Here is a 17,268-nt window from a genome sequence, read left to right on the forward strand (position 1 = left end):
GTCCGGCACGCTCGCAGGTCCCGCCGCTCCCCCACCCCCCACCACCACACGTCCCGCCGAGCAACCCCTGACTCCCCCTCGCCTCAACCACGACCTCCCCATCCCCCACCCCCATACCGCACCATGACCCTATGAAAGAGCTGGCCGGACGACTGACCGCGCTGGATCCGGACGCCGGGGCGGCCGTCAGGGTCATCGCCTACTTCGATCGGCTTGCCGAGGCGCGGGCCGGGCTGGAGACGCTGGTGCGTGGGGCCGCCGTGCTGGCCGGGGTGCCGGCGCGGCTCGTGGACGCGGACCGGCGGGTGCATGTCCGGGTCGAGGCCGACGGGACGCGCCGGGAGAACACGCTGCCGGTGGACCCCGCCTGGCCGTCCGCCGCGCTGACGCCGGGCGGCGACCCGGCCCTGTGGCTGGAGCGGTCCGAGGCGGCGGAGCCGAGTGTGGTCGACGCGGTGATCCTGGAGCGGGCCGCCGGTGCCGTACGGCTCGTGCTCGACCGGACGCGCGGGCGGGCGCCGGCCGATGATCCCGCCCTGGTCGAGACCGTCCTCGACGCCACCGCTCCGGAGACGGCACGGCTGCACGCGGCCCGCGGGCTGGGGCTCGACCCCGCCGCACCGGCCCGTGTCCTCGCCCCGCTGGACGGCCGCCCCCGTATCGTCCCCGCGCGCCCGGAGGCCGAGTCGCCCGCCGGTCGAGTGGGCGTGGGCCCCGCCGTCCCGGTGCTCGACCTGCCGCGCTCCTGGGCGCAGGCCCGCGTCGCGCTCCGCTTCACGGCCGAGGGCACCGCACAGGACCCCGGTCCGGGCGTCGTCCACGCCGACGAGCTGGGCGGCATCGCGCTCCTGGCCGACCTCGTCGCACCGGGCGCCGAGCCGCCGCCCGACGTACAGGCCCTGGAGGCGGCCGCGGCTGCCGCGCCCTGGCTGCTCGCCACGCTGCACGCCGTCGCCTCGACGGTGAGCCTGCGGGCGGCGGCGACCGAGATCAACGTCCACCACTCCACGCTCCAGGAGCGACTGGCACACGCCGAGCACCTGCTGGGCTGGCCGCTGCGCACACCGCAGGGCCGGTTCAGGCTGGGCCTGGCGCTGGCGATGCGGCACCTGGCACGGCCGTGACGGCGCGGACGGCAGTGGCCGCGGTCAGCGGAACTCGTGCACGACCTCGATCGTGCCGACGATGTGGTCGTTGAACTCGTCGAGCTCCTCGGCCGGCACCCACAGCTCGAGAATCGTCTCGCCACCCGCCTGCTGGACGGGGTACCGGGTCAAGAACTCCGAGTCGACCTCGAACCGGGTGACGAAGCCGGCGCCCTCGCGCTTGACGTTCCAGCCGGGCGATCTTCACGGCGTGCTGATCATGGAAATCGACGGTACCGACTCCGTGGGCGCGGCGGCCACGGATTTCCGGCAGTGCTTGCAGACGCGCTCTACACGCATTCGCTGGAAATTTCACGGATGCCCTATCCTGGAGGACACTCCCAGGACACCTCACCGGATCACTCACCAGGACACCCGCATCGGGATGGAGGACACCGGCGCCATGACCGCGACGGACCCCGCGCTCACCGCCCTCGCCCAGGGCTGGTGCGCCCTCTCCCTGCTGCACGGCAGGATCGAGGCACACATCGAACGCGCCCTGCAGACCGGACACGACCTCAGCGTGCGCGAGTACTCCCTGCTCGACGTCCTCAGCCGCCAGCACGACGGCGAAGGCGGCCACCTCCAGATGAAGCAGGTCGCCGACGCGGTCGTCCTCAGCCAGAGCGCCACCACCCGCCTCGTCACCCGCCTCGAAGACCGCGGCCTGCTCTCCCGCTACCTCTGCCCCACCGACCGCCGCGGCATCTACACCAACGTCACCCCAGCAGGCCTCACCCTCCTCCAAGAAGCCCGCCCCACCAACGACACAGCCCTACGCCAAGCCCTCGACCAAGCCGCGCAGAATCCCGAACTGGCCCCGCTGGTCCGAGCCGTGGAGACCCTCCGCGTCCCCGCCTGAGGCGGCGCGACCCCCGCCGCCTCGGCCGGCATTGACGCGATCTCCGTCGTGCCCGTACACATGGCCCCATGAGCGCGCCCCACCTCCCCCTGTCCGGCATCACCGTGGTCAGCCTTGAGCAGGCCGTGGCCGCCCCGTACGCCACCCGGCAGCTCGCCGACCTCGGTGCGCGTGTGATCAAGGTCGAGCGGCCCGGCGACGGGGACTTCGCCCGCCGGTACGACACGACGGTGCACGGGCAGTCCAGCTATTTCGTCTGGCTCAACCGGTCCAAGGAATCCCTCACGCTGGATCTCAAGGCGCCGCAAGGCCGGGAGATCCTGCACCTACTCCTCGACGGCGCCGACGTGTTCGTGCAGAACCTGGCGCCGGGTGCCGTGGACCGGCTCGGCCTGGGTGTCGAGGTGCTCCGCGAGCGGTGGCCACGGCTGATCCCGTGCACGATCTCGGGGTACGGCACGTCGGGGCCGTGGGCCGACCGGAAGTCGTACGACCTGCTGGTGCAGTGCCAGACCGGACTGGTGTCGCTGACCGGCACCGCCGACGAGACCGCGCGCGTCGGCATCTCCGTCGCCGACATCGCCGCCGGGATGTACGCGTACAGCGGCATCCTCACCGCCCTGTACACCCGCGCCACCACCGGTACGGCCCACCCGGTGGAGGTGTCCCTGTTCGAGGCGCTGGCGGAGTGGATGGGCCAGCCCGCCTACTACACGCGCTACGGCGGCACCCAGCCCGCGCGTCTGGGCACCCAGCACCCCACCCTCGCTCCGTACGGCGCCTTCACGGCCGCCGATGGCAAGGAGGTGCTGTTCTCCATCCAGAACGAGCGCGAGTGGGCCGTCCTGTGCGCCGAGTTCCTGGGGCGGCCCGAGCTGACGGACGACCCACGCTTCGCCACGAGTTCCGCCCGCGTGGCCCACCGCGACGAGCTCAACGCGATCGTCGCCGAGCGCTGCGCCCGCTCCGACGCCGAGGAGATCCTCAAGGACCTGGAGTCCGTCGGCATCGCCTGCGCCGGGGTCAACGACGTCGCCGCGTTCCTGGACCACCCGGTCCTCGCCGCCCGCGGCCGCTGGGCCGAGGTGGCCGTGCCCGGCGGTGCGGCGGTGCAGGCCCTCCTGCCGCCGACCGACCTCGCGGGAGTGCCCGCGCGCATGGACCCGGTGCCGGAGGTGGGCCAGCACACCGAGGCGATCCTCGCCGAACTCGGCCGTACCACCGAGGAGATCGAGGCCTTGCGCGCCGACGCGGTCATCTGAGGGTCGCGACAGGGGCTCGGCGTCACCAGGGAATCGGCCCCTCGACGTCGACATAGCCGCCGGTCGGCCCGTCGGGACCGACCTGTGCCATGCGGACGATGATCTCCGCACCCTGCTCGACGGTCTGTGTACCGGTACGCCCGTTGAGGTCCGTGGAGGTGAAGCCGGGCTCGACGGCGTTGATCCGCATGTCCGGGAACGCCTTGGCGTACTGCACGGTGATCATGTTGACCGCCGTCTTCGAGGTCGGGTAGGCGATGGCCTGGTAGAAGTGGGCCGGTGCATCCGGGTCGGACAGCCGGGTCAGCGAACCGAGGCCGCTGCTCACGTTCACCACGACGGGGGCCGGGGACCGCTGGAGCAGGGGCAGGAAGGCGTGGGTGACACGGACGACGCCGAAGACGTTCGTCTCGAACACCGTGCGCATCTCGTCGGCGGTGGTGTCCGCGGCGGCGGGGATGCCGTTGTTCTCGCCCCGCACTTCGATGCCGGCGTTGTTGACCAGTACGTCGAGCCCGCCCTCGGCCTCGACGGTCTTCACTGCGGCCTGGACGGAGTCGTCGTCGGTGACGTCGAGAGGGACGAACCGCGCGCCCAGCCGCTCGGCGGCCCGGCGTCCGCGCTCGGGGTCGCGGCTGCCGACGTAGACGGTGTGGCCTGCGGCGACGAGTCGACGTGCGGTCTCGAAGCCGAGGCCCTTGTTCGCTCCGGTGATGAGTGTGGTCGTCATGCCGTCCACACTCCTGCGCGGCGCGGCCCGCAGCCAGTCGTCGCGTCTTCCTGGGACCGGGAGTACCAGGCACGTGCCTGCCCGACCGTGTTCACTGGAGGCATGACGGCGACGGAACTCGGCCAGGCCCTGCGCCGCTGGCGCGACCGGGTCCCGCCCGAGACGGCGGGGCTGCCGGCGGGTGGGCACCGGCGGGCGGCGGGGCTGCGCCGCGAGGAACTGGCGCTGCTGGCCGGGATCTCGGTCGACTACGTCACCCGGCTCGAACAGGGCCGGGCGAGCAATCCGTCCGGCCAGATCGTCGAGGCCCTCGCCCGGGCTCTGCGGCTGTCAGCCGACGAACGCGCGCACCTGTTCCGGCTGGCCGGACTGGTGCCGCCGGGCCCGGAGACGGTCCCCGCGCACATCACACCGAGCGTGCAGCGCCTGCTGGACCGGCTGAACGGTACGCCCGTCGGTGTCTACGACGCGGCATGGACGCTGCTCATGGCCAACCCCCTGTACGCCGCGCTGATGGGAGACCCGTCGGCCTGGCGCGGCTTCGAGCGCAACGGCGTGTGGCGTGCCTTCCTCGGTCCGGGCGGCCGGGTGCGGCAGACCCCGCGCGAGCGGCGCGCCTTCGAGGCCGGGATCGTCGCCGATCTGCGTGCGACCGCGAGCCGCTATCCGGCGGATCCTCAACTACGGCTCTTGATAACGGAGTTGCGCACCCACAGCGACCGGTTCGCCGAGCTGTGGGAGACGGGTGTCGTCGGCCGCCACGAGGCCGGCCGCAAGGTCGTCGAACACCCGCAGGTCGGCCCGTTGACCCTGGACTGCGACATCCTCACCGTGGCCGGCGGCGACCTGCGTCTGATGGTCTACACGGCCGAGCCCGGCACCGAGGACGCGGAACGCCTCGCGCTGCTCGCCGTGCTCGGCACGCAGTCGCTGGTCTGAAGCGAACGCCCCACGCCCGTCGTGCGTCACAGTGTCGGGGCGCCCGCGACACCGCCCCTCCCGCGTACCCGTCGCCGTCCGTTCGGGGGATCCATGCGTACGACCACTTCACGCACCGTTTCACGCACCGTCCAGTTGCTCATCGCGCTCGGCCTGCTCACCGCCGGATGCGGCGGCGCCGACACGTCGGGCTCGGGCAAGCCCGACCCGGCGCCGGACACCCGGCCCCGTGCCCTCAAGGTCGCGAAGGCCTGGGACGGTTCACCGGCCGCCGACACCTGGCGCGAGGGCTACTACCCGATGGGCGACCCGGTCCAACTGCCCGAGGACGCCTTCCACAACGACGCCGACAAGGAGGCGTACATCACCCAGAACTTCGTGCTGCGCGGCGACCTCCCCAAGAGCCCGCAGAAGGACGCCAAGGTGACATGGCGGGACGGCGACTCGCTCACCCTGCCGCTCATGGGGGCGCGGGCGGCGTACGAGAAGCTGGGCGGCGACAACGGCTCCGGGCCCCGTCTGACGGTGACCGGGGCGAAGCTGGGCGAGACGACGCTCGCCACCAGCCGCGGCCCGGCCACCGTCCCGGCCTGGCTGTTCACGATCGAGGGCTACGACACTCCACTCAAGCGCGTAGCCCTCAGCTCCTCGAAGCAGCCGAAGCCGCCCATCGGACCGGCCGACTCCGTCAGCAGCGAGCTGTGGGACCTCGACAAGCTGGTCGAGGTGTCCGCCGACGGCCGGTCCGTCACGGTGCTGGCGCACCACGGTGCATGCGACGACGGACCCGCCGTGGACGTACTGGAGACGGACGGCAGTGTGGTGCTGTCCGGCTACATGGTCGGAACGCGGGACGGTGTCTGCACGCTCCAACTCCTCTCCAAGAAGGTGAAGGTCGCACTGGACCGCCCGCTCGGCGACCGGGTCCTGCTGGACGCGTTCACGGGCGCCCCGGTGCACGGCGCCGAATGAGTCAGCCGTGGAGTCACCGGTCCTGAAGGACCTTCACATCCCATGGACCGAGCACTACTTCGCCGGCGTACTCGGCACCGGACAGGACATCCCGTACGCCTTCGGGCACGGGGACGGTCACCTCCTCCCACGACCAGTTGTGCAGGAAGCGCACCCGGCGGCCGTCGCGGGAGCGGGCCGAGGTCGAGGTCACGCTCGGGTGCGTCGGGCGCCAGGAGTCGTCGATCGGGGTCGCCCACCGGAGCAGGGCCTGGGCGAAGGCCGGGTCCGGGACGGTGCCGACGTAGGTGATGCGGCCGGCGCCGTGCCGGTGCGTCGTGGCGGCGGGCCAGCGTCCGAAGTGCGGGTGGTCGTAGGTCGCCACCTCCTCGGCGCCCTGCGGCTGGAGACCGTCGGCCCAGTGCAGGGCGCGGGCCTCGGGCGGCAGGGCGAGACCGCCGGTGCCGGTGACGGGCAGCGGGGCGTCCAGGTTGCTGAACTCGTCGTACGTCACCCCGGCCGCCTCGGCGAGGAGCGCGGGCTGCACGTCGATGCGGGCCCGTGCCTCCAGGTCGCCGTAGGCCGTTCGAGGGCCGAGCACCAGGTGGCCGCCCTGCTCGGCGTAGGCCTTCAGCCGGTCCAGGGTGGCGTCGTCGGCGGCGTAGTAGGCGGGGACGACTAGGACGGGCGGCAGTTCGGTGTCGGGGAGTTGGCCGGGGTGGAGGATGCGCGACTGGAGCCCGGCGTCGAAGGCACCCCGGTAGAAGGCGTCGAAGAGCGTCTCGTACGACCGCTTGTCCGGGTCTCCGTCGGGCGCGGCCAGCGGAGGCTGCGCCTGGAGTGCCCACTTGCTGGGGCCGTCGTAGAGGAAGGCGACGTCGGCGTCCGGGGTGAGGGCTGCCACCAGGTCGCCCGCCTTCTCCAACTCCTCGCCCAATACGGCGAGTTCGCGGTAGACGCGGCCGGGACGGCCGTTGTGCGGGAGGATGCCGCCCCAGTAGGTCTCGGTGCCGAAGTGCAGGGTGTGCCAGTGCCAGTACTCGATCAGCGAGGCGCCGCGTGCGATGAGCGCCCAGGCGGCCTGGCGGTACTGGCCGTCGTAGGCGGGGCGGTTGTTCCAGGGCCCGCCGATGGCCTGCGCGTTGGTCTCCGTGACCAGGAAGGGCTCCTGGCGGGAGGAGTACATGCGGTCGGCGCTGCGGTACAGCGCCCAGGTGCCGTTGGTCGTCCAGTCCTGGCCGGAGCGGTTCCGGTCGGGCAGGGCGAGGGCGTCCTGCATCGTGTAGTACGGGTTGCCGGCGGTGACGTCGAGCCGCTCGGTCAGCTTGTCGTCCTCGACGCCCTGGCGGTCGTAGGAGATGCAGGTGGTGACGAACTGGCCGGGGCGGGCGTACTCGCGCACGATCTCGGCCTGCCAGGCGATGAACTCGGTGGTGAGCTTGGCCTGGAAGCGTCGCCACGCCAGGTCGTACTGCGGCTGCGCGTTGCCGTCGGGGGTCCACAGGTCGGCCCAGGTCGACAGCCGGTGCGACCAGTAGACGAGGCCCCACTCGCGGTTGAGGGTCTCGACGTCGCCGTACCGCTCGCGCAGTTCGTCGGTGAAGCGCTGGAAGACGCCGTGGTTGTGGAAGAGGTGCAGGCCCGGTTCGTTGTCGACCTGGAAGCCGATCACGGCCGGGTGGTCGGCGTAGCGGCCGACGATCTTGCGGATGATCCGCTCGGCGTGGAAGCGGAACGCCGGGTGGGTGAAGTCGACCTCCTGGCGGGCGCCCCAGCCGTGGCGCTCGCCGGTGCGGTACTCCCCCGCGATCTCCGGGTACTGCCGGGCCAGCCACGGCGGCACCGCGTACGTCGGTGTCCCGAGGATCACCGAGATGCCCCGCTCGTGGGCGCCGTCCAGCACCGGCCGCAGCCAGTCGAGGTCGAAGCGGCCGCTCGTAGGCTCCCAGGTCGACCAGACGGACTCGCCGACCCGGATCACGGTGAAGCGGGCCTCGGCCATCAGGTCGAGGTCGTCCTTGAGGCGTTCGTTCGGCTGGTACTCGTGGTAGTAGGCGGCGCCGAACAGGACCCGGGGTGGAAGCTCGAACATCCTTCTCCAATACGGTGGTTGGGTGGGCCGGATGTGGATCCGGCGGTGGATCGTCAGCCCTTGACGGCGCCCGTGGACAGGCCTTCGAGGAGCTGTTTGCGCAGGACGACGAAGAGGGCGACAGCAGGAACGACGGCGAGGACCGCTCCGGCGAGGACGAGGTCGTACTGCCGTTGCTCCGAGACGAACAGGGTCTGCAGGCCGAGCGGCAGGGTGTACTGGGAGCTGTCGGAGACCAGCACCAGCGGCCACAGGAAGCTGTTGTAGCTCTGCAGGAACTGCCACACTGCGAGCGCGCCGAGCGCGGGGCGCAGCAGGGGCAGCACGATGGTCCGGAAGGTCCCGAACTCGCTCGCCCCGTCGATACGGGCGGCCTCCAGCACGGAGTCCGGTATGGACTGCACGATGTACTGCTGCATCATGAAGATCCCGAACGCCGGCGCCACCCAGGGCACGATCAGCGCGAACCAGGGGCTGCCCAGGCCCGTCTTGACGAGGATCACGAACAGCGGCACGAGGATCACCGCGAACGGGATGGACAGCGAGCTGAACATCACGCCGAAGAGCAGTTTCTTCCCTGCGAAGCGGAACTTGGCGAAGCCGTAGCCGGCCAGGGCGCAGACGAAGACGGACACGACGGTGGCGGTCAGGGCGACGACCGTGCTCATGAGGAACCAGCGCCAGAACGGCTGTCCGGAGAGCAGGCGCTGGTAGTTGTCGAGGGTGAACGGGTCGGGGACGAGTCGCGGCGGGTAGCCGAAGATGTCGCCGCGCGGTTTGAACGAGCCGCTCAGCGCCCACAGGAGTGGGGCGAGGAAGGCCAGCGACAGCAGGACCAGTACGCCGTACAGAGGCACGCGGGTGCGCATCAGTCGGACCTCCCGATGCCGAGGAGTCGGTTGACGAGCCGGCTGAGCCCGAAGACGAGGACGAAGAGCACGACGGCCGCGGCGGCGGCGTAGCCGAACTGCTGGCGCTGGAAGGCGGCCCGGTAGATGAACATCGTGACCGAGAGGGTCGATTCGGCCGGTCCGCCGCCGGTCAGCAGATACGGCTCCTCGAAGATCTGGGCCGCGCCGATGAAGGACGTCACGACGACGAAGGCGGTCACCGGCTTCAGCGCGGGCAGCGTGACGGTGGTGAAGGTGCGCAGGCGTCCGGCGCCGTCGAGTGCGGCGGCTTCGTACAACTCCCTTGGCACGTTCTGGAGTCCGGCGAGGAAGAAGACGGTCAGGTAGCCGGTCCAGCGCCACAGCATCACCAGCGCGATGCTCACCTTGGCCAGGCTCGGATCGCCCAGCCAGTCGACGCCGCCCGTGCCGAACAGGGCGCGCAGCACCGAGTTCGCGAGGCCGAACTGCCCGTCGAAGACCAGGCCGAAGATGAGCGCGACGAGGATCGGGGAGACGACGACGGGCACGAAGTACGCCGTGCGCCACAGGTCCCGCACGCGCAGGCCGCGGGTGTTGAGCGCCTGGGCGATCAGCAGGGCGGCGGGGACGACGACGCAGACCGCGACGAGCACGAAGACGGCCGTGTTGCCGAGGGCGCGATGGAAGCTGATGTCGGTGGCGAGGAGCCGGTAGTTGCGCGGGCCCACCCAGTGCGGGGTGCCGAGGCCGACCCACTCAGTGAGGCTCAGCCAGAGGGAGACCGCGACGGGGACCAGCATGAACAGGACGTAGAGGAGATAGAAGGGCGAGATGAAGAGGTACGGCGCCCAGGACTTCTTCCGGCCGACTGCGGCGGTGGTCATGGTGGGTGGACCCTCCTAGCGTCCGGCCTGGTCACGGAAGTCGGCGGCGGTCTGTTTCAGGGCCTGACGAGGGCTCAGATCGCCGTGGTAGGCGCGCAGGAGGTTGCCGGCGAGGACGTCGTAGAGGATCGACTGGTCGGGGCTCTGGTGGAACGGGGGGACCTGGGGCAGCAGGTCGCGGTAGAGCGGGAAGAGCCGCTGGCCGCCGCAGAAGTCGTCCCGGGCGGTGCTCAGGCGGGGGTCGTCGTAGACCGAGCGGCGGGTGGGGAGGTAGCCGGTCTCGGTGAAGCGGCGGACCTGGCCCTCATGGGTGAGCCAGGTGTGGAACAGGAACTCCTTGGCGGCCCGCGTGTGGGGCTTGTCCTTGATGACGCCGAAGCCGGTGCCGCCCACGGCGGCCGTGACCGCGCCGCCCCCGGCGAACCGGGGCAGGGCCTTGACCCGCCATCTCCCCTTCTGCTCGGGCACGTTGGGCGCCAGGCCGTAGTTCTTGTACCAGATCGCCATGGGCAGTCCGATGACCCGGCCCTGCTTCAGGGCGGTCTGCATGGCGGCGCCGTAGTAGTCGGAGATGTCGATGGCGAAGCCGCTGCGCAGGCCTTCGCAGAGGAAGCGCAGCACCTCCTCGGCCTCGGGCGAGTCGAGGACGAGGTTCTGGTCGGCGTCGAAGAAGGCGCCGCCGCGCTGGTAGAGCAGCATCTGGAAGGACTGCACGACCTGGCCCGCGTCGCTGCCCACGGTGGAGACGACGCACATCGAGGCGCCGTGGTCCTGGTGGACGCGGGCGCCGAGTTCGGCGAACTCCTCCCAAGTGGGCGTGTCCTTGGGGAGGTTGTACCGGTCGAAGAGGTCGTCCCGGTAGAAGTAGACGACCATCGGGGTGTCCGAGTCGAGGGCGTAGACCCGGCCGTCCTTGCTGAACGGGGCGGTGCGGGCGGGCAGCAGGTCGGCCTTCAGGCCGGGGACGGCGGCGATGTCGTCGGTGAGGTCGTACTGCAGCCGTTCGGCTATGTCGCCGCGGAGCATGCGCGGGAAGCTGCCGATCTCGAAGCCCACGAGGTCGGGGGTGCCGCGTCCGGCGACGGCCTGGGCCAGGAGTTTGGTGACGACGTCGGGGGCTCCGGCGCGGGTGACCTTGAGGTGGTAGCGGAAGTCGGTGAGCCGGTCGGCCTCGGGGATGCCCTTCTCGAAGAAGGCTTCGTAGCCCGGGTCGTGGGTCCACAGGGCGAGGGTGACATCGCCGGAGGTGACGGCGGTGGAGCTGCCGCCTCCGCAGGCGGAGAGGGCGGCGGCCGTGCTCAGTCCGAGGGCGCCGCGCAGGACAGCGCGGCGGGGCGGGCGGGGTGGTGGGTACACACGTGACTCCTCACGTGGTGCGGCTACGGGGGTGTGCGTGCGACGGCCGTCCCGGGCTGCGCACGCGGGGTGGGGCGGAGTGGTCGGGGTGAGGGGGTGTGGTCAGGGGGAGACGGGGCCGGTGGAGGCTCGTACGGTCAACTCGACGGCCGGTTCGGGGTGTTCGGCCGGGGCGGGGCGGCCCTCGATCAGGGCGATCAGGTGGTCGACTGCACGGTCGGCGATGGTGGCGAAGTTCTGCCTGACGGTGGTCAGGGGCGGGGAGAGGTAGGCGGCGGCGGGGATGTCGTCGTAGCCCACGACGCTGACGTCGCCGGGGACGCTGCGGCCCGCCTCGGCGAAGGCGTGCAGGGCGCCGATCGCCATGTCGTCGTTTGCGGCGAACACGGCGGTGACGTCGGCGAGTCGGGCCAGTTGTCGGCCGGCCGCGTATCCGGCGGCCGGGCTCCAGTCGCCCTCCCTGGCGAGCGGCGGCTCGGGGGCGCCGGCGGCGGCGAGGGCCTCGCGCCAGCCCCGGAGACGGTCGCGGGCGGCCCACCAGTTCTGCGGGCCGGGGAGGTGCCAGACGGTGCGGTGGCCGAGGGCGAGCAGGTGCTCGGTGGCGAGCCGGGCGGCCCGGACCCCGTCGGCGCCGACGACCGCGCCCACGCCGTCGGTGAGTTCGACGCCCTCTCCGAGGCTGATCACCGGGACGTCCGCGCTGAGTCGGAGCGGGGTGCCGTCGTCGATGGGCTCGGACAGCACGATCCCGTCGACGCCCTGCTCCAGCAGCGCCTCGACGGCGACCGAGACCCTCTGCCCCTCCAGGGTGCTGGCCAGGGCGAAGGAGTACCCCGCCCGCTGCATCGCCCGTTCCAGGGCGATCAGCAGCGTCGACGGGCCGTAGAGGGACGTGCCCAGCGAGACGACGCCGATGCGCCGGTAGCGGCCGAGGAGCAGGGCGCGCGCCGCGTTGTTCGGGCGGTAGTCCAGCTCCCGGATGGCCCGGAGCACGCGGTCGCGGACCTCCGGGCTGACGTGCGGTTCGCCGTTGACGACCCGTGACACCGTCTTCTGGGAGACACCGGCGGTGCGGGCGACCTCGGTCATCGTCGTCGCCATGCGGGCTCCCGGGTCGTCGTCTTGGCTGACTACGTAGTCAACTCATGCGACAAGCGGGCTGACGCCAGCATGACTACGTAGTCATGTCAGTCTGGAGAGCCTTGGCCACGGCGTCAATGGTTCGTCGCCGACTCGGCCGCCGCAAGGGCTTGTTCGGCGTAGCCGCGGCCGAAGAGCACGGTGTGCACGAGGAGCGGGAACAGTTGGTGGAGGGCGATGCGGTCGGTCCATCCGTCGGCGAGCGGCGCGGCTTCCCGGTAGGCGGCCAGGATCCGGTCCAGGTGGGGGCAGCCGAAGAGGTGGAGCATCGCCAGGTCGGTCTCACGGTGGCCGCCGTGTGCGGCCGGGTCGATGAGCCAGGCGTGTCCGTCGGCGCCCCACAGGACGTTGCCGTTCCAGAGGTCGCCGTGCAGCCGGGCGGGCGGCTCGGCGGGGCCCGCCAGTTCGGGGAGCCGCTCGCAGACCTGCTCGAAGACGGGCGCCTCGGTGCTGCGGAGGGTGCCGTCGTCGACCGCGCGGCGCAGATACGGCAGCACCCGGTGCTCGGCGTACCAGCGGGGCCAGTCGGGGCCGGTGACGTTGCGCATCGGGGCGAGGCCGATGTACGCGGCCTCGGGGCCGCCGGGCGGTGGGGCGCCGAACGCGGGTGCGCCGGTGGCGTGCAGGGCGGCCAGTTCACGGCCGAGGCGCTCCGCCGCGGCGACGCCGGGACGGCCGGTGGCCACGCGGTCGGTGACCAGCCACTGCCCGTCGTGGCCGTGCACGACCGGGATACGGACCGTGTCGGCGTCGGCCAGCCAGCGCAGTCCCGCCGCCTCGGCCTGTGCGGCCCGGTCGCCGTCGCCGCGCTTGACCATCACCACCCGGCCGTCGTCGAGGGTGACTTCGGCGAGCCCCCCGGAGTGCCGGCGTTCGCCGGTGGCCGGGAGTCCGGTGAACCGTGCCGCAACGGCACTCGGGCCCTCGAAGGAGTTGTGCACGGCCATCAGGGTACGGCGACCCTTGGCGGCGCTGAAGTCAGCCGGTCCCGCTCCGGGGAGTCATCGCGTCAGCTGTCTGCGGCGGCCTTCTTGATCGCCTCCCGGATCCGGGAGTAGGTGCCGCAGCGGCAGACGTTCTCGATCCGGTCGATGTCGGCGTCGGTCGGCCGGGGCGTCTTCTTCAGCAGGGCGGCCGTGGCCATGATCTGGCCCGGCTGGCAGAAGCCGCACTGGGCGACGTCGCAGTCGAGCCAGGCCTGTTGCACGGGGTGGAGGCGGTCGCCGTCGGCCAGGCCCTCGATGGTGGTGACCGCACGGCCGGCGCAGTCGCCGACCGGGACGACGCAGGGCTGTATCTCGTCGCCGTCGAGATGGCTGGTGCAGGCGCGACAGGCGCCCACGCCGCAGCCGTACTTGGGGCCGGTGACGTTCAGCAGGTCGCGCAGTACCCACAGCAGGGGCATGTCGGCGGGGGCCTCGACGGTGACGCGCTTCCCGTTGAGGGTGAAGGAGTAGGAGGGCATCGGTACCTTCTCGGACGTGGCTCAGAAGTCGAGGGGGAAGCGGCGCGGCTTGGTGCCGGTGGCCCGGGCGTAGGCGTTGGCGACGGCGCCGGCCACGGCCGGGACACCGAGTTCGCCGGCTCCGCCGGGGTCGCGCCGGGAGGGCATGATGTGCGCCTCGAATTGCTGCGGGGCATGGCGCTGGCGGGCGTAGTGGAAGTCGGCGAAGCTGCTCTCGCGGACGGCGCCCTTGTCGATGTGCAGGCCGGCGCTCAGGACGGTGGAGATGCCGTCGACGGCGGTGCCCATGAGCTGGGCCTCAAGTCCACGCGGGTTGACGGCCGTTCCGACGTCGGCGGCCATCACAACCTTGGTCACCCGGGGGTTCTTCGGATCGGCGGCGTCGATCTCGACCAGACAGGCCACGCAGGAGCCGTACTCCTCGTGCACGGCGACGCCCTGGGCGTGCCCCCGCGGCATGGTCCGGCCCCACTCCCCCGCCTTGGCGACCTTGTCCAGTACGGCTTTGACGGCCTTGCTCCGCAGGGTCGTACGGCGGAAGGCGACCGGGTCCTTGCCGAGGCTGCGGGCGGCCTCGTCGACGACGATCTCCTCGGCGGTGCGCACCGTGCCGGAGTCCACCGAGCGCCAGGCGCCGAGCGGGATCGCCAGGTCGACCGAGCCGGAGTTCCCGGAGAGGCGCCCGAAGTTGTAGAGGCCGCTGTCGCTGGGGAGCGGGGCGGCCACGGGGGCACGCACGGCGGCACGCACGCCGCCCTGCGTGGACATGCCCTGCTCGGAGGACTCGTTGACCGAGGCCGTCGCGTGGGAGAAGGCCACCACTCTGCCCTGGGCGTGGCTGGCCCGGATCCGGTGGTGGGAGGCCGGGCGCATACGGCCGTGCCGGATGTCGTCGGCCCGGCTCCACATCAGCTTCACCGGCCGGCGCGCCTTCTTGGAGATCTGCGCGGCCTCGATCGCGGCGTCGTAGTTCAGCCGGCGTCCGAACGACCCACCGCCGCGCAGGACATGGACCCGGACCTTCGACACCGGCAGGCCGACCGTCGCGGCGATTTCTTCGCGCGCCGACTGCGGCGTCTGGGAGGAGAACCAGATCTCGGCACTTTGGGCGCGCACGTCCGCCACAGCGGTGAGCACCTCCATGGGCGCGTGACTGACGAAGGCGAACTCGAACTCGGCCTCCGTCTGCGCCGATCCGCGCGGCGGGCTCTCCAGCTTCGGTACGGCGGCGCGCAGCCGGGCGCGGATCTCGGCGTCGGAGAGGTTCGCGAGGGGGCCCGGCGCCCACTTGATCTTGAGCGCGTCCCGGGCCTGGAAGGCGTGGTGGAAGGTCTCCGCGACCACGGCGACCCCGCCGTCGATCCGGACGACCGCGTGCACGCCCGGCATGGCGCGGGCCGCCTTGGAGTCGACCGAGACGACCTTCCCGCCGATCGTCGGCGGCCGGGCCACGACCGTCGGCTTCGCTCCGGCCACCGCGAGGTCTCCGGTGTACTTCGCCTTGCCGGTGACGATGTCACGGGCGTCGATACGGGTCGCCGGCCGGCCGATCACCCGGTGCTTGGAGGCGGGCTTGGGGTTGGTCGACACGGCCGGGCGCGTGATCTGGGCGGCGGCCCTGGTCAGCGATCCGAAGGTGGCCGACCGGCCGTCCGGTCCGAAGACCATCGTGTCCCTGGTGCGCAGGGTCCGCGCGGGGACGTGCCATCGGCGGGCCGCCGCGGTCACCAGCTTGGCGCGGGCGGTGGCGGCCAGGTGCCGGGCCGGCCCGTACAGCGAACTGACCGAGTTGGAACCGCCGGTGAACTGGTTTCCCTTGCTGCGGGCGTCCGCGAGTGGGATGTCGACGTCGGCGAGCCGGGCGTCCAGTTCCTCGGCGATCATCATCGCGACGGCGGTGGTGACGCCCTGGCCGACCTCGACGCGCGGCAGCCGTACGACGACCCTGTTGGCCGGGGTGACCTCCAGGACCAGCATCTCCTCGTCGGTGCCGGTGACCAGGACGTCGGAGGCTGCACGGCCGCCGGCCTCGGCTTCCTCGGCGCCCTGCGCGGTCGAGCCGTCGCAGCCGAGCGGTGCCGCGACGGTCAGGGTGGTCGCCGCCAGCGAATACACCACGAACTGTCGACGGGACAACTGACTGGCCAACAGACTCTCCTCTCCGAGAACCCGGTGTGGTTCGACCTGTATGAGGGTCGCGTGCACGCCGGGGTTGCGCCGGTTGGCCGGTGCATCGATCTACGGGCCGAGTCGTGAGAGGTCGGTGCCCCAATCGAGGTGTCGTACGAGCTCGTCGTCGCCCTGTCGGTTCCCGCCCGTGCTCCGACCGCCGGGACCTGACGGGGTGTGGGTGCCGCGGGAGATGTTGCCGCTGACCGTGATGTTGTTCTCCACGCGGGGGCGGCGGAGCGTCTCGTAGAGGGCGAGCGCGGCGTCGGTGTCCGGCGTGTCCCGCAGGGACTTGGCGAGGACCACGGCGTCCTCCAGGGCCATCGACGCGCCCTGGCCGGTGGCGGGGGACGCCGCGTGGGCCGCGTCGCCGATGACCAGGGTGCGGCCGGAGCGCCAGGGCGTCCCGGTGGGGAGTTCGGTGGCGTTGGTGACCATCAGCCGGTCGGCGGTGGCCGCCACGAGGTCCGCGGCCGGGGTGGCGTCCTTGCGCAGCAGCGGCAGCAGCAGGTCCCGCCACCGGGCCGGGGTGCCGTCCGCGAGGGCGTCGGCGGGCAGGGGTTCGTCGGTGACGCGGGCGAACCAGTACGTCTCCCCTGCGGGCGACACCGCGTACCCGAAGGCGACGGAGCTGCCGCGCACCATGGTGATGGTCTCGCCCTGGGCGGCCTCGGGGACGGCGTCGGTGTAGCCGTAGAAGACGTACTGTCCGGCGTACACCGGGCGGGCGTCGGGGGCGATGAGCCGGCGGACGGTGGAGCTCAGGCCGTCGGCCCCGATGAGCAGGTCACCGGTGGCCGTGCTGCCGTCGGCGAAGTGGGCGGTCACGGCGTCCGGGCCGTCCTCGACCGACACCAGGCGGGCGCCGTGCCGGATGCCGATGCCCCGGCGTGTGACCTCGGCCTGCAGGGCGGTGTTGAGGTCGCCGCGGCGCAGGCACCGGTACTGAAGGTGTGCGGTGCCGGCTTCGCCGAGCGGCACCTGGGCTACTTCGGCGCCCGTGTCGTCGAGGACCCGCATCGAGGTGAGGGGGAAGCCGATCGCGGTGACCGCGGCCGAGGCGTCGACCTCCGCGAGCGCCCGCATGCCGTTGCTCGCGAGCGTGAGGAACGCGCCGATGTCCTCGGCGGAGTCCGGGTGCGCCTCGTACACCTCGACATCTAATCCGGCCTTGTGCAGCGCGAGCGCCGCTCCCGCACCGGCGATCCCGCCCCCTACGACCATCAACCGCGTCACATCGCCCCCAAGCTCCCCGGACGGCCCCTGCCAGTCGCCGCCGTCCTTCATGGAACGCCCCAGGTCCGGCCCCAGTTCCCGGGCTCTCCGCACAATCGCCGTACCGGCCCTGAATACCGAACCGGAACGAGTGCAACCATTCCGCCAACCCGAATGTCTCCCCTA

General features: G+C 71.9%; 15 protein-coding genes and 1 pseudogene. 5 read left to right on the top strand and 11 right to left on the bottom strand.

The genetic code is table 11. From position 1 onward, the window contains the following. Positions 1-131 precede the first annotated feature (131 nt). Positions 132-1,124: a helix-turn-helix domain-containing protein gene (locus ACIA8X_RS38540; protein WP_393459785.1), complete on the top strand. Its 993-nt coding sequence runs from the start codon at positions 132-134 to the stop codon at positions 1,122-1,124. Positions 1,125-1,148: 24 nt separating this feature from the next. Here ACIA8X_RS38540 and ACIA8X_RS38545 read toward each other — a convergent pair. Next, a pseudogene (locus ACIA8X_RS38545) lies at positions 1,149-1,356 on the bottom strand (hypothetical protein); the annotation flags it as partial. 192 nt (positions 1,357-1,548) lie between these two features. On the opposite strand from ACIA8X_RS38545, the gene ACIA8X_RS38550 reads away from it, so the two are divergent. After that, complete coding sequence (locus tag ACIA8X_RS38550) at positions 1,549-2,007, top strand: MarR family winged helix-turn-helix transcriptional regulator (protein ID WP_393459788.1); 459 nt, start codon at positions 1,549-1,551, stop codon at positions 2,005-2,007. Between the two features lie 68 nt (positions 2,008-2,075). Next, complete coding sequence (locus ACIA8X_RS38555; protein ID WP_399460252.1) at positions 2,076-3,269, top strand: CaiB/BaiF CoA transferase family protein; 1,194 nt, start codon at positions 2,076-2,078, stop codon at positions 3,267-3,269. A 22-nt stretch (positions 3,270-3,291) separates the two neighbouring features. On the opposite strand, the gene ACIA8X_RS38560 is transcribed toward ACIA8X_RS38555, so the two are convergent. Next, positions 3,292-3,999, bottom strand: a complete 708-nt coding sequence (locus tag ACIA8X_RS38560) for an SDR family oxidoreductase (RefSeq protein WP_399460254.1) — start codon at positions 3,997-3,999, stop codon at positions 3,292-3,294. Between the two features lie 102 nt (positions 4,000-4,101). Here ACIA8X_RS38560 and ACIA8X_RS38565 point away from each other — a divergent pair, with 102 nt between their 5' ends. Both ACIA8X_RS38565 and ACIA8X_RS38570 read left to right on the top strand, forming a co-directional pair. Beyond that, on the top strand, positions 4,102-4,938 hold the full coding sequence (locus ACIA8X_RS38565) for a helix-turn-helix transcriptional regulator (RefSeq protein ID WP_399460255.1): 837 nt from the start codon (positions 4,102-4,104) through the stop codon (positions 4,936-4,938). 93 nt (positions 4,939-5,031) lie between these two features. Next, positions 5,032-5,910 (top strand): hypothetical protein, encoded by an 879-nt coding sequence (locus ACIA8X_RS38570; protein ID WP_399460256.1) that lies wholly within the window; start codon positions 5,032-5,034, stop codon positions 5,908-5,910. Positions 5,911-5,923: 13 nt separating this feature from the next. Here ACIA8X_RS38570 and ACIA8X_RS38575 read toward each other — a convergent pair whose 3' ends face one another. The 9 genes from ACIA8X_RS38575 to ACIA8X_RS38615 form a co-directional block, all read right to left on the bottom strand. Beyond that, positions 5,924-7,981 (bottom strand): beta-galactosidase, encoded by a 2,058-nt coding sequence (locus ACIA8X_RS38575; RefSeq protein WP_399460258.1) that lies wholly within the window; start codon positions 7,979-7,981, stop codon positions 5,924-5,926. A 53-nt stretch (positions 7,982-8,034) separates the two neighbouring features. After that, positions 8,035-8,850 carry a carbohydrate ABC transporter permease gene (locus tag ACIA8X_RS38580; RefSeq protein ID WP_399460259.1) on the bottom strand — a complete coding sequence of 272 codons (816 nt, stop codon included), beginning with the start codon at positions 8,848-8,850 and terminating at the stop codon, positions 8,035-8,037. After that, positions 8,850-9,737 (bottom strand): carbohydrate ABC transporter permease, encoded by an 888-nt coding sequence (locus ACIA8X_RS38585; RefSeq protein ID WP_393459809.1) that lies wholly within the window; start codon positions 9,735-9,737, stop codon positions 8,850-8,852. The genes ACIA8X_RS38580 and ACIA8X_RS38585 overlap by 1 nt, the downstream gene beginning before the upstream one ends. A gap of 15 nt (positions 9,738-9,752) precedes the next feature. Then, complete coding sequence (locus tag ACIA8X_RS38590) at positions 9,753-11,093, bottom strand: ABC transporter substrate-binding protein (RefSeq protein ID WP_393459812.1); 1,341 nt, start codon at positions 11,091-11,093, stop codon at positions 9,753-9,755. A 102-nt stretch (positions 11,094-11,195) separates the two neighbouring features. After that, on the bottom strand, positions 11,196-12,194 hold the full coding sequence (locus tag ACIA8X_RS38595) for a LacI family DNA-binding transcriptional regulator (protein WP_393459815.1): 999 nt from the start codon (positions 12,192-12,194) through the stop codon (positions 11,196-11,198). A 113-nt stretch (positions 12,195-12,307) separates the two neighbouring features. Beyond that, positions 12,308-13,174: a fructosamine kinase family protein gene (locus ACIA8X_RS38600; protein ID WP_393459818.1), complete on the bottom strand. Its 867-nt coding sequence runs from the start codon at positions 13,172-13,174 to the stop codon at positions 12,308-12,310. A 68-nt stretch (positions 13,175-13,242) separates the two neighbouring features. Next, complete coding sequence (locus ACIA8X_RS38605; protein ID WP_393459821.1) at positions 13,243-13,698, bottom strand: (2Fe-2S)-binding protein; 456 nt, start codon at positions 13,696-13,698, stop codon at positions 13,243-13,245. 21 nt (positions 13,699-13,719) lie between these two features. Next, positions 13,720-15,816, bottom strand: a complete 2,097-nt coding sequence (locus ACIA8X_RS38610; RefSeq protein ID WP_393460133.1) for a molybdopterin cofactor-binding domain-containing protein — start codon at positions 15,814-15,816, stop codon at positions 13,720-13,722. Positions 15,817-15,936: 120 nt separating this feature from the next. Continuing rightward, a complete protein-coding gene (locus ACIA8X_RS38615) occupies positions 15,937-17,154 on the bottom strand; it encodes an FAD-dependent oxidoreductase (protein ID WP_393459824.1) in 1,218 nt (405 codons plus the stop codon). Between the last annotated feature and the right edge of the window lie 114 nt (positions 17,155-17,268).

The sequence above is a fragment of the Streptomyces sp. NPDC051738 genome (assembly GCF_044453205.1).
Taxonomy (GTDB): Bacteria; Actinomycetota; Actinomycetes; order Streptomycetales; family Streptomycetaceae; genus Streptomyces.

What these genes read in the sequence shown, in the direction of transcription:
- ACIA8X_RS38560 (WP_399460254.1), bottom strand. Translation starts at nt 3,999, where the DNA reads ATGACGACCACACTCATCACCGGAGCGAACAAGGGCCTCGGCTTCGAG.
- ACIA8X_RS38550 (WP_393459788.1), top strand. Translation starts at nt 1,549, where the DNA reads ATGACCGCGACGGACCCCGCGCTCACCGCCCTCGCCCAGGGCTGGTGC.
- ACIA8X_RS38555 (WP_399460252.1), top strand. Translation starts at nt 2,076, where the DNA reads ATGAGCGCGCCCCACCTCCCCCTGTCCGGCATCACCGTGGTCAGCCTT.
- ACIA8X_RS38575 (WP_399460258.1), bottom strand. Translation starts at nt 7,981, where the DNA reads ATGTTCGAGCTTCCACCCCGGGTCCTGTTCGGCGCCGCCTACTACCAC.
- ACIA8X_RS38605 (WP_393459821.1), bottom strand. Translation starts at nt 13,698, where the DNA reads ATGCCCTCCTACTCCTTCACCCTCAACGGGAAGCGCGTCACCGTCGAG.
- ACIA8X_RS38615 (WP_393459824.1), bottom strand. Translation starts at nt 17,154, where the DNA reads ATGAAGGACGGCGGCGACTGGCAGGGGCCGTCCGGGGAGCTTGGGGGC.
- ACIA8X_RS38570 (WP_399460256.1), top strand. Translation starts at nt 5,032, where the DNA reads ATGCGTACGACCACTTCACGCACCGTTTCACGCACCGTCCAGTTGCTC.
- ACIA8X_RS38580 (WP_399460259.1), bottom strand. Translation starts at nt 8,850, where the DNA reads ATGCGCACCCGCGTGCCTCTGTACGGCGTACTGGTCCTGCTGTCGCTG.
- ACIA8X_RS38585 (WP_393459809.1), bottom strand. Translation starts at nt 9,737, where the DNA reads ATGACCACCGCCGCAGTCGGCCGGAAGAAGTCCTGGGCGCCGTACCTC.
- ACIA8X_RS38565 (WP_399460255.1), top strand. Translation starts at nt 4,102, where the DNA reads ATGACGGCGACGGAACTCGGCCAGGCCCTGCGCCGCTGGCGCGACCGG.
- ACIA8X_RS38595 (WP_393459815.1), bottom strand. Translation starts at nt 12,194, where the DNA reads ATGGCGACGACGATGACCGAGGTCGCCCGCACCGCCGGTGTCTCCCAG.
- ACIA8X_RS38540 (WP_393459785.1), top strand. Translation starts at nt 132, where the DNA reads ATGAAAGAGCTGGCCGGACGACTGACCGCGCTGGATCCGGACGCCGGG.